The sequence below is a fragment of the Mesorhizobium sp. M7A.F.Ca.ET.027.02.1.1 genome, from assembly GCF_004022985.1.
In the GTDB taxonomy this organism is placed as follows: Bacteria; Pseudomonadota; Alphaproteobacteria; order Rhizobiales; family Rhizobiaceae; genus Mesorhizobium.
The window spans coordinates 1-10,059 of sequence record NZ_RZOL01000218.1 but is presented as its reverse complement, the minus strand read 5'-3'; the positions used below and the strand labels follow the sequence as shown (position 1 = coordinate 10,059).

Genomic DNA, 10,059 nt, shown 5'->3' with positions numbered 1-10,059 from the left:
GTCCACAGATAGCCGTTCGGCTTCTGCTTGAGCTTGCCGGCGAACAGTTCAACCGCCGGCGCATGGCCGATGGCCACGAACACGCCGTCGATCTTGAGGTGCGACACCTCGCCGGTCACCGCATGCTTGAGCTTCAGCCCCTCGACCGAGGGCGGCAGCGGCGTCTTGCCGGGTCGACCGGTGATCTCATCGACGATCGTGTCCCAGATGACGCGGACATTGTCCTTCTTCAGAAGCCGCTCGCGCAGAATACGTTCAGCGCGAAAATCGCTGCGCCTGTGGATGACCGTCACGCTCCTGGCGAGATTGGACAGATAGAGCGCCTCTTCCACCGCGGAATTGCCGCCACCGACCACCGCGACATCCTTGCCCCTGTAGAAGAAACCGTCGCAGGTGGCGCAGGCCGAGACTCCAAAACCCATGAAGTCCTGCTCGGTCGGGATGCCCAGCCATTTCGCTTGCGCGCCGGTGGCGATGATCAGCGCGTCGGCGGTATAGGTCGTGCCGGAATCGCCCTTGGCGCGGAACGGTCGCACGTTGAGGTCGACCTCGGTGATGATGTCGTTGATGATGTCGGTGCCGACATGCTCGGCCTGTTTCAGCATCTGCTCCATCAGCCACGGACCCTGGATCGGGTCGGCGAAGCCGGGATAGTTTTCGACATCGGTGGTGATCATCAACTGCCCGCCCTGCTGCAGGCCGGCGACCAGCATCGGCTTCAGCATGGCGCGGGCGGCATAGACCGCCGCCGTATAGCCGGCCGGGCCGGAACCGATGATGAGAACGGGCGCGTGCTTGGTGGTCATCTAAAGCCTCTGCGGAGGGCTGCCGGCAATTGCGGCATGATCATTGTCGCGCGTAATGTAAGTGTTGCCCACGACGCCAGCAAGGCAAGTTGGAGTTCGTCCCCGGAAAGCTTTGTCGCACCTGTCGGCCGCTGATCCCGCGAAATATTCCGGGCGAAGGATGGAATGGACAGCGAAGTCGTTTAATTACAAAATCACGCAAGATTCTTGCGTATTACCCCTCATGATCGAGAGCCCACATGCCCCTCAAGGCCGACCTCGACGCCATCGACTGGAAGATCCTGCGCGAATTGCAGGGCGACGGCCGCATGACCAATGTCGAACTGTCGAACCGCGTCGGCATTTCGGCGCCGCCATGCCTGCGCCGCGTCAAGCGCCTGGAGGAAGCCGGCATCATCCGTGGCTACCGTGCCTTGCTCAATGCACCAGCGCTCGGCCTCGATGTCGTTGCCTTCTGCCTGGTCGGCCTGCATCATCAGGCCGATGCCGAGCTGCGCATCTTTGCCGAGCGCACCCGCGGCTGGCCGATCGTACGCGACGCCTGGATGGTGTCGGGCGAATCCGATTTCCTGCTGCATTGCGTGGCGAGCGACCTTGGCGCCTTCCAGAGCTTCGTCATCGAGGAACTGACCTCGACCCCGAATGTCGACACGGTGCGCACAGCGCTCACCATCCGCCGGGTCAAGGACGAAGGGCTGGTCTCGTTCGCACAGCCTTGAGCCGGTTGAACCGCAACGAGCTTTCGCCGATGTCGCTTGAAGGCCTCGCCATATCAGCGCCGCTTTGGCGTTCGATAGCTCTCCTGTGAAGCCGGAATTTCTGCCGCAGCCGTCTTGTTGGTTTCCTAGAGCAATTCCAGAAAAAGTATGTAACGGTTTTCCCGGGTAAAGCGCATAGCGCTTTCGGGATTGCGTAAACAGGGGCGCAGGGCAGCCCAATTCCGAGAACAGTGTGCCGTGGGGTGGGACGATGACTCGATTTTCTAGCCCGGTTTCGGCGCTGGTCATCTGCATGAACGAGGCCGACATGATCGGCGAGTGCCTGGAAAGCGTCGATTTCTGCGCCGAGATCATCGTCGTCGATTCGGGCTCGACGGACAGCACTCTGGACGTCGTCAATGGGTACATCGCCAAAGGCTACCCGATAAGGCTTTTTCACAACGATTGGCCGGGCTTTCCTCGTCAGCGGCAATTCGCGCTCGATCAGGCCACGCAACCATGGTGCCTTTCGATTGAAGCCGACGAGGCCATCGACGACGTGCTCAGGCAGTCAATCACGAATGTGACCCAGCTTGGGAATGACGCCTTCGACGGATGGTACATCAGACGCCGCGACAAGCTGAAGGGCTATGGCTATGCGCACCGCTGGGTGCTTCACAACAGGCTGCTGCGTCTTTTCCGCCGCGACAAGGCCACGATGGACCTCAATCTGCGGGTCCATGAGTCGTTCGAGGTGCCAGGCGAAACCGGCACGATAGAAAATGGCGTGCTGCTGCATCGCCGCGAAATGACTATTGCCGAGGATCTGGCAAGGGCCAACACCTACTCCAGCCTCAAGGTTGCCACGCTTGTCGAACGAGCCAAGAAGCCCGGCCTGATAAGACTGGTGCTGTCGCCTCTCGGCAACTTCCTGAAGTTCTACCTGGCCAAGCGCTACTTCCTGTGCGGCCGGCACGGGTTCGTCTATTCGATGCTGGTGATGCTGTATTCGTTCGCGACAGAGGCCAAGCTTTATGAAGCCTGGCGAGACAAAGACCGGATGTAAGCCGTTACGGCGCGCCCGAGGCGGCGCCAAGTGCACCTATTGCGGCGATCAGGCCGTCGAAATCCGCGCGCTCGCACCAAGGCCGAATTGTGAAGCCCGATCGGACAGCCGCTTGCCCGTCTACCAGCCAGCCCTGCGCGAGGCCGGCGCGTTGTCCCGCCTCCATGTCGGCCTCCTTGTCGCCGACGATCAGCGAACGCCGCAGATCGAGCCCGAGGCGCCCGGCCGCCTCCAGCAGCATGCCCGGATTGGGCTTGCGCATCGGATGATCGGCAACCGCAAGCACACCGGAGCCAGCTTCGTGATAGGCGCAGGCGACGACCATATCGACGAACGCATTGTCGGCGCGCAGCAGCTCGAGCACGCGGCAATTGACGGCAGCGAAATCGCCCCAGCCGAAATAGCCACGCGCGATGCCCGACTGGTTGGTGACGATGATGACCGGAATGCCAGCCCGGTTGGCGGCGGCTATCACCGCGGCTATGTCCGCGCGCAGCACCATTTCGGCAGGATCATCCGGATAGCCCGTATCGACATTGATGGTGCCGTCGCGATCGAGGAACAGCGCCGGCGAGCCGGCGGCGAACACCCTTGAGCCGACCCGCTCGACCCATAGGCCCGGCTCCGCCAGCGGAAAGCGGCCAGAGGTCGTGGAATCAGCCATTGCTGAGGCGCGCTTCGACCACCTCGCACAAATGATGGTAAAGGCACAGATGCCCCTGCTGGATGATCGGCGTCGAGGTCGACGGCACGTTGAGCAGGATATCGGACAGAGGCTTCAGCTTGCCGCCGGTGTCGCCGGTCATGCTGATCACCGTCATGTCCATCCTCCGCGCCTGTTCGGCGGCGGCAAGGATGCTCGGCGAATTGCCGCTGGTCGAGATCGCCAGGAGCACGCCGCCGGCAGCGCCATGCGCCTCGACCTGGCGCGAAAACACCGTGTCGAAGCCATAGTCGTTGCCCCAGGCGGTCAGCACCGCTGCATTGGCCGGCAGCGCGATGACATTGTAGGCCTTGCGCTCCTTGAGAAAGCGGCCGACCAGTTCGCCGGCAATGTGGATGGCGTCGCTGGCCGAGCCGCCATTGCCGGCGATGAGCAAAGCTTTCCCCGACGAAAGCGCAGTCACCACGGCGCTCGCTGCCCGCTCCATCTCACCGGTCAGGTCCCGTTCGACCATGGCTGATATGGCAGCCACGGAGCGGACAAGGTAATCGTTCAACTCGGACATGAAACCCTCAGTTTGTGGTGCCGCCGGCGCGCAATTTGCCAATGGTGTTGGTGGTGCTTTTTCCGGCGACCAGATCGACCAGCACGACGCGTCCGCCGGCCTTCTGCACCACATCGGCGCCGACCACGGTGTCGACCGTGTAATCGGCCCCCTTGACCAGTATGTCGGGCAGCAGCGCTTCGATCAGCGCCAGCGGCGTATCTTCCTCGAACACCACGACCGCATCGACCGAGGCAAGTGCTGCCAGCACGCAGGCGCGGTCGTGCTGGTCGTTGACCGGGCGCCCGGCGCCCTTCAGTCGCCGCACCGAAGCATCGCTGTTGAGGCCGAGCACCAGCCGGTCGCATTGGCTGCGCGCCGCGTGCAGCAAGCTGACATGGCCGGCATGCAGGATGTCGAAGCAGCCATTGGTGAAGCCGACGCTCAGGCCCTCTTCCTTCCACGCCGCCACCATGCGCGCGGCCGACGTGGCGTCGAGGATGGCGTCCTTGTGGGCCGTCGGCCCATGCGAACGGAACAGCGCGCCGGTGAGTTCCTCGACCGTCAGCCGCGCGGTGCCGCGTTTTCCCACCACGACGCCACCAGCGGCATTGGCGATCGAAGCGGCCATGACCGTATCGGCGCCCACGGCCAGCGCCAGCGCGAAGCTCGCGATCACCGTGTCGCCGGCGCCCGAAACGTCGAACACTTCGCGCGCCTGGGTGGCGATGTGGCGCGCCTCGTCGGGGCCGACCACGCTCATGCCCTTTTCGCTGCGCGTCGCGACCACGAAATCGAAACCATGTGCCGAAATCAGCTCGCGTGCGGCAGCCACGATCTCGTCATCGGCGAACACCGCATGGCCGGCGGCCTCGCCGAGTTCCTTGCGGTTGGGGGTAATGGCGGTCGCCCCGGCATAGCGCGCATAATCGCGGCCCTTCGGGTCGACCAGCACCGGCTTTCCAGCCTCGCGGCAGATGGCGATCAAGTCGCCGGCGACGCCGTCGAGCAGGATGCCCTTGCCGTAATCGGACAGGATGACGATGTCGGCGTGCGCCAGCGCGGCGCGGAAATGCCGGATCAGGCCGGCTCGCTCCGCAGCGCCGAGCGGCTTGATCTCCTCTTCGTCGAAACGCAGCACCTGCTGGTTGAGCGCGCTGAAGCGGCTTTTGGACGAGGTCATGCGACCACGCTCCTGCGCGAGGCCCGCCGTATCGGCGCCAAGCTCGCCGAGCATCCGCACCAGGCTATCGCCTGCCACATCGGTGCCTATGACCGAGACGGGAATAGCGGCAGCGCCGAGCGAAACGATGTTGGCCACGACATTGCCGGCGCCGCCCATGGTCGAGGTCTCGCCGCGCCCGTGCAGCACCGGTATCGGCGCCTCCGGCGAGATCCGCTCGATGACGCCGTTGACGAAACGATCGAGGATGAAGTCGCCGACCACCAGCACTGTGGCCTGGCCGAACCGCGCAATGGCGCGGTGCAACGGTTCGGGAGAAGGCGGATTGTGCTTGATCATGTCACTGGCAACACAGGGAAAAGGCCGATTTCAATCTCATAAGTGCTCATCAATCGACTGGTCGGATCGTTCATGGCGAAAGCCGATATACCGCAAATTCACGCAGCGCAACGGCAGGGCATGATCCCGGCAGGCTCGGGCGGTCAGCTCTTCTGCAGGGCGACATGGACGCCCAGCCCGACCAGCACAGCCCCTCCCGCCCGTTGCATCAGCCGCTGTGCGCGGCTCGAACGCCGCAAACGGCCGATCACGGCGCCCGCCAGGAACACACAGACGATATCGGCCGAAGAGAACATCAGATTGACGATCGTGCCGAGCACGACGAACTGCAGCCAGACCGGAAACGCCGCCGAGGCGTCGATGAATTGCGGCAGGAACGCCATGAAGAAGATCGCTGTCTTCGGATTGAGCACCTCGACGGTGATGCTCTCGAAAAAGGCACGCCGTGCCGATTTGCGCTCGATCGCGGGCAGCGCCGCATCGCCCTCCACGCGCTTGCGAAACAGCGAGACGCCAAGCCAGATCAGATAGAGCGCGCCGACCAGCTTGACCGCCAGGTACAGCGTCGGCACGGCATGAAACAGCACCGACAGCCCGGCAGCCGCGGCGAAAACATGCACGTAGCCGCCCAGATGAATGCCAAGTGCCGCCGTCAGGCCGGACCAGCGGCCGCGCGCCATCGTCTGCGCGGCCGCATAGAGCATGGCCGGGCCTGGAATGTAGGCGAAAATCGCCGTGGTGGCGAAAAACGCGATGAGCAGTTCGGTCGATGGCATTTTTGGTCCCTCACGATCGTGCTCTGTTCTGTCGATTCAGTCCGCGCGCGGGAATGGCTTTGGACTGACCCGTGCGGACAACCGCAGTAAAAGCGAACATAATTTTCTTGTGAAATGACGGGCTGAACGCGCCGATTCGCGCACCCGGCTCGAAATAGGCCGACGCTTCCAGGATATCATGATTGTACTCATCGACCATGACCCAAAGGGGCATAGGGTCGAGGCCCGCACGGTGGCGTTCAATTTCCGGGATGCTGACGGCAACGCGATCACGGCCCGGCTGCGTGGAAGTGATTGCAAGGATGAAGAGGTTCGTACCGCCGGCTTTCCCAGGCAGGACAGCCACAAAGGCCACAGGCCGTGACTTCCGGCCTTCGGTCTCGCCGTCTCCGTGTTGGCGATGCCAAAGATATGGATATCGCCAGACGTCCGCAGCGGCGGGTTTAATCACGGTCCAATTCCGCGGCGTACTCCTCGAGCATCTCGACATGTTCGGTCGGGGCATCCTCCGCAGCGTAGACGCGGCGGCTCTCGTTGCCGAAGCGCGCTTCGTAGGCCTCGATGCTCATCAGGACGTATCTCGGCTTGTTGTGGCGAGTGATGGAGACCGGCTGCTGGCTGGCAGCTGCAAGCACATCTCCAAGATTCTGTTTCAGATCGGTCGATGGATAGTTTTTCATGGGATACCCTGTTTTGTCCATAATAGACAAAACAGACAGAACAGACAAGCGCATAAAGTGGCAGGACAGGCGCATGCACCTGGCTTTGTCGACAGCCCGCCTAGCCTCCCCTATAAGGACCGGAATCGCAAGCAACCAGAGGCCCTCCATGATCATCGTCACGGGCGGCGCCGGCATGATCGGCTCCAACATCGTCGCCGCGCTGAATGCCGAAGGGCATGACGACATCCTCGTCGTCGACGACCTTACCGACGGTCACAAGATCGCCAATCTTGCCGATCTCAAGATCGCCGACTATCTCGACAAGAACGATTTCCTGGACCGCATGGAGGCCGGCTCGCTCGGCCGCATCGAGGCGGTGTTCCACCAGGGCGCCTGCTCGACCACCACCGAGTGGAACGGCAAATTTATGATGGAGGTGAATTACGCCTTCTCGAAACGGCTGCTGCATGCAAGCCAGGCGCTGCGCGTGCCTTTCCTTTATGCCTCCTCGGCTTCCGTCTATGGCGGCGGCTCGGAGTTTCGCGAGGATCCCGCGCTCGAGCGGCCGCTCAACGTATACGCCTATTCCAAGAAGCTGTTCGACGATTACGTCAGGCGAACCGTGTTCGCCGGGCGCACCGCCTTCGATACCGACCATTCACAGATCGTGGGCTTGCGCTACTTCAACGTCTATGGCCCGCGCGAGGCGCATAAGGGCGCCATGGCCTCCGTCGCCTTCCATCTGTTCAACCAGGTCGAGCAAGGCCAGAACCCGAAACTGTTCGGCGCCTATGACGGGTTCGGACCCGGCGAACAAAGCCGTGACTTCATCCACGTCGGCGACGTTGCCGACGTCAATCTGTGGCTGTGGAAACAGGGCTCAAGCGGCATCTTCAATTGCGGCACCGGCCGTGCCCAGCCCTTCCGCGCCATAGCCGAAACGGTGATCGACACGTTGGGTAAAGGCGAGATTGAATTCATCCCCTTTCCCGACCATCTCAAGGGCAGCTACCAGAGCTTTACGCAAGCTGATATGTCCCGTTTGCGCGCGGCCGGTTATAACGGCCAATTCCGGACAGTGGAAACCGGTGTCAGAGACTATGTCGAATGGCTGAAAGCCCAACGATCCTCGTGATCGGCCCACGCTGGGTGGGCGACATGGTGATGGCACAGTGCCTGTTTTCGGCGCTGAAGGAGTTGCATCCCAACGCCCCCATCGATGTGCTGGCGCCGGCCTGGGCCGCGCCGCTGGTCAAGCGCATGCCCGAAATCCGCCAGCAGATCGACTTTCCGCTCAAACCCGGTGCGCTCGAATTCACCCATCGCCGCCGCTTCGGCCGGCTGCTACGCGGCCGCTACGACATGGCCTATATCCTGCCGGGCAGCTGGAAGTCGGCGCTGATCCCGTTCTTTGCCCGTATTCCGCGCCGTGTCGGCAATTTACGCGAGATGCGTTACGGCCTGTTGACCGACATTGTGCCGCTGCCCGATGGCGTGAAACGACGCACAGCGCAGGCCTATTTCGGTCTCGCCCAGGGCGGCACTTTCCGGGCGCCACGGCTTAGCGTGGACACGAAAAACCAGGTCGACCTGCTCGGCCGTTTCGGCCTGGCGCCGCAGAAATTCGTGGCCCTGATGCCCGGTGCGGAATTCGGCCCGGCCAAGCGCTGGCCCAGCGAAAGCTATGCCGGACTTGCCCGCGATTTCATGGGCAAAGGCTTGAAGGTCGCTCTGTTCGGCTCGAAGAACGACCGCGACGTGACGGCGGAGATCGCGGCCCTGGCCCCCGGCCTCGTCGATCTCGCCGGACAGACGCGGCTGGAGGACGCCATCGACCTGATATCAGCCGCGAGGCTGGCCGTGTCCAACGACAGCGGGCTGATGCATGTCGCGGCCGCCGTCGGCACGCCGATCGTCGCCGTCTACGGCTCGACCTCGCCTGAGAACACGCCGCCGCTGGGGGAACGCCGCGAGTTGGTCTGGCTTGGCCTGTCGTGCTCGCCCTGCCACCAGAAGGTCTGCCCGCTCGGCCACCTCAACTGCCTGAAGACGCTTGAAGTCGGCCAGGTCGCAGCAGCGGCGCACCGGCTGCTGGACATCCCGGCCGCGGCATGAAGGTGCTGATCGTCAAGACGTCGTCGATGGGCGATGTCATCCACACCTTTCCGGCCGTCGAGGATGCTCGTCGCAACCGCCCGGACCTGTCCTTCGACTGGTGCGTCGAAGAGGCATTTGCCGGTATCGCCACGCTTCACCCGGCGATCGATCGGATCCACACGGTGGCGATCCGGCGCTGGCGCAAGGCGCTGCTCGATAGCGGCACCTGGCGCGAGGCGGCCGCCCTGCGCCGCACCTTGCGCGATTGCCGTTACGACCTCGTCATCGATGCGCAAGGCCTCCTGAAATCGGCTGTGGTGGCAAGGCAAGCCGGCGCCCCCATTGCCGGCTTCGACCGTTCGAGCGCGCGCGAACCTTCTGCGACGCTGTTCTACGATGCCACTTATCCCGTGCCGCGCGACCTGCACGCCATCGAACGGATACGGCGGCTGTTCGGGCTGGCGCTCGGCTATCAGCCCGATCTTTCGACCCTGGACTCCGGCATCGTGCCGCCCGTCGGCACTCTGGCGGGCATCGCCGGAAAAACCGCCTTCCTGCTGCACGGCACCAGCCGCGAAGACAAGAAATGGCCGGCCGAAGACTGGATTGAAACCGCGCGCCTCCTGATTGAGCGGGGGATAACGCCGGTCACGACCTGGTCGAACGAGCGCGAGAAGGCCGTGGCCGAAGCCATTGCCAAGGCAGTGCCATCGACAGTTGTGGTGCCAAAGTCACCGCTGGCCGACATCGCTGCGTTCATCGGCCGCTCGGAACTGGTCATCGGCGCCGACACCGGGCTGACCCATCTCGCCAGCGCCTTCGGCCTGCCAACGGTTGCGGTGTTCCTGGCGACCGAGCCCGGGTTGACGGGTCCGCGCGGGCAATATGCGTCGACGCTTTTGGCCGCGCCCGGGAAGCGTGTGATGCCGGTGGAGGTGGTGGCGGAGGCAGAGAGGCTGGCGGGACTCCAGGTCCTTGGCAAGGCCAACGCTGGCAAGAATTGATTTATCAATCAAATCAATTTGCAAAGGCCAGCGCCGCCCCCCATCCGCCTGCCGGCACCTTCTCCCCGTATAACGACGGGGAGAAGAGAGCTGTGTCCGAACCGGATAGATAGGTAACAGAATGGACTGATTAGATGGGTGACAGTTTTCTTGTCCGCCGGGAGGACCGGCGATGGTTTGGCGAGAGACTGGCATCATGGATGAGCGGCTTCGGTTTGTT

At 63.1% G+C, this 10,059-nt stretch carries 12 protein-coding genes; 5 read left to right on the top strand and 7 right to left on the bottom strand.

Annotated features, from left to right (window positions below; genetic code table 11):
* Positions 1-806: FAD-dependent oxidoreductase (locus EN749_RS22035; protein ID WP_127387365.1), on the bottom strand; the 806-nt coding region annotated here is incomplete at its 3' end.
* Positions 807-1,045: 239 nt separating this feature from the next.
* Here EN749_RS22035 and EN749_RS22030 point away from each other — a divergent pair.
* Together EN749_RS22030 and EN749_RS22025 are read left to right on the top strand one after the other, a co-directional pair.
* Entirely contained in the window at positions 1,046-1,525 is a 480-nt protein-coding gene (locus EN749_RS22030) for an Lrp/AsnC family transcriptional regulator (RefSeq protein WP_013530077.1), read from the top strand.
* 250 nt (positions 1,526-1,775) lie between these two features.
* Positions 1,776-2,570: a glycosyltransferase family 2 protein gene (locus EN749_RS22025; RefSeq protein ID WP_127267435.1), complete on the top strand. Its 795-nt coding sequence runs from the start codon at positions 1,776-1,778 to the stop codon at positions 2,568-2,570.
* A 4-nt stretch (positions 2,571-2,574) separates the two neighbouring features.
* Here EN749_RS22025 and EN749_RS22020 read toward each other — a convergent pair whose 3' ends face one another.
* From EN749_RS22020 to EN749_RS38940, 6 genes are all read right to left on the bottom strand, one after another.
* The gene (locus tag EN749_RS22020) at positions 2,575-3,234 is read right to left on the bottom strand and encodes an HAD-IIIA family hydrolase (RefSeq protein WP_128363954.1); all 660 of its coding nucleotides are present in this window, start codon (positions 3,232-3,234) and stop codon (positions 2,575-2,577) included.
* On the bottom strand, positions 3,227-3,799 hold the full coding sequence (locus EN749_RS22015; RefSeq protein WP_128363953.1) for an SIS domain-containing protein: 573 nt from the start codon (positions 3,797-3,799) through the stop codon (positions 3,227-3,229). Before EN749_RS22015 ends, EN749_RS22020 begins: the two co-directional genes overlap by 8 nt.
* A 7-nt stretch (positions 3,800-3,806) precedes the next feature.
* Entirely contained in the window at positions 3,807-5,300 is a 1,494-nt protein-coding gene (rfaE1, locus tag EN749_RS22010) for a D-glycero-beta-D-manno-heptose-7-phosphate kinase (RefSeq protein ID WP_127395769.1), read from the bottom strand.
* Between the two features lie 143 nt (positions 5,301-5,443).
* Positions 5,444-6,076 (bottom strand): LysE family translocator, encoded by a 633-nt coding sequence (locus EN749_RS22005; RefSeq protein WP_127270423.1) that lies wholly within the window; start codon positions 6,074-6,076, stop codon positions 5,444-5,446.
* 10 nt (positions 6,077-6,086) lie between these two features.
* Complete coding sequence (locus EN749_RS22000) at positions 6,087-6,527, bottom strand: hypothetical protein (protein WP_245491471.1); 441 nt, start codon at positions 6,525-6,527, stop codon at positions 6,087-6,089.
* Entirely contained in the window at positions 6,520-6,933 is a 414-nt protein-coding gene (locus tag EN749_RS38940) for a type II toxin-antitoxin system Phd/YefM family antitoxin (protein WP_245486576.1), read from the bottom strand. Before EN749_RS38940 ends, EN749_RS22000 begins: the two co-directional genes overlap by 8 nt.
* Between EN749_RS38940 and rfaD the strand changes: the two genes are divergently transcribed.
* From rfaD to waaC, 3 genes are read left to right on the top strand one after another with little or no spacing between them, the layout of a single operon-like run.
* Complete coding sequence (gene rfaD / locus EN749_RS21990; RefSeq protein WP_127395770.1) at positions 6,905-7,873, top strand: ADP-glyceromanno-heptose 6-epimerase; 969 nt, start codon at positions 6,905-6,907, stop codon at positions 7,871-7,873. The genes EN749_RS38940 and rfaD overlap by 29 nt on opposite strands.
* Positions 7,846-8,853 (top strand): lipopolysaccharide heptosyltransferase II, encoded by a 1,008-nt coding sequence (waaF, locus tag EN749_RS21985; protein ID WP_128363952.1) that lies wholly within the window; start codon positions 7,846-7,848, stop codon positions 8,851-8,853. The genes rfaD and waaF overlap by 28 nt, the downstream gene beginning before the upstream one ends.
* The gene (waaC, locus tag EN749_RS21980) at positions 8,850-9,839 is read left to right on the top strand and encodes a lipopolysaccharide heptosyltransferase I (protein ID WP_128363951.1); all 990 of its coding nucleotides are present in this window, start codon (positions 8,850-8,852) and stop codon (positions 9,837-9,839) included. Before waaF ends, waaC begins: the two co-directional genes overlap by 4 nt.
* Positions 9,840-10,059: the final 220 nt, after the last annotated feature.

What these genes read in the sequence shown, in the direction of transcription:
- waaF (WP_128363952.1), top strand. Translation starts at nt 7,846, where the DNA reads ATGGCTGAAAGCCCAACGATCCTCGTGATCGGCCCACGCTGGGTGGGC.
- EN749_RS38940 (WP_245486576.1), bottom strand. Translation starts at nt 6,933, where the DNA reads ATGCCGGCGCCGCCCGTGACGATGATCATGGAGGGCCTCTGGTTGCTT.
- EN749_RS22030 (WP_013530077.1), top strand. Translation starts at nt 1,046, where the DNA reads ATGCCCCTCAAGGCCGACCTCGACGCCATCGACTGGAAGATCCTGCGC.
- EN749_RS22015 (WP_128363953.1), bottom strand. Translation starts at nt 3,799, where the DNA reads ATGTCCGAGTTGAACGATTACCTTGTCCGCTCCGTGGCTGCCATATCA.
- rfaE1 (WP_127395769.1), bottom strand. Translation starts at nt 5,300, where the DNA reads ATGATCAAGCACAATCCGCCTTCTCCCGAACCGTTGCACCGCGCCATT.
- EN749_RS22020 (WP_128363954.1), bottom strand. Translation starts at nt 3,234, where the DNA reads ATGGCTGATTCCACGACCTCTGGCCGCTTTCCGCTGGCGGAGCCGGGC.
- EN749_RS22005 (WP_127270423.1), bottom strand. Translation starts at nt 6,076, where the DNA reads ATGCCATCGACCGAACTGCTCATCGCGTTTTTCGCCACCACGGCGATT.
- waaC (WP_128363951.1), top strand. Translation starts at nt 8,850, where the DNA reads ATGAAGGTGCTGATCGTCAAGACGTCGTCGATGGGCGATGTCATCCAC.
- rfaD (WP_127395770.1), top strand. Translation starts at nt 6,905, where the DNA reads ATGATCATCGTCACGGGCGGCGCCGGCATGATCGGCTCCAACATCGTC.
- EN749_RS22025 (WP_127267435.1), top strand. Translation starts at nt 1,776, where the DNA reads ATGACTCGATTTTCTAGCCCGGTTTCGGCGCTGGTCATCTGCATGAAC.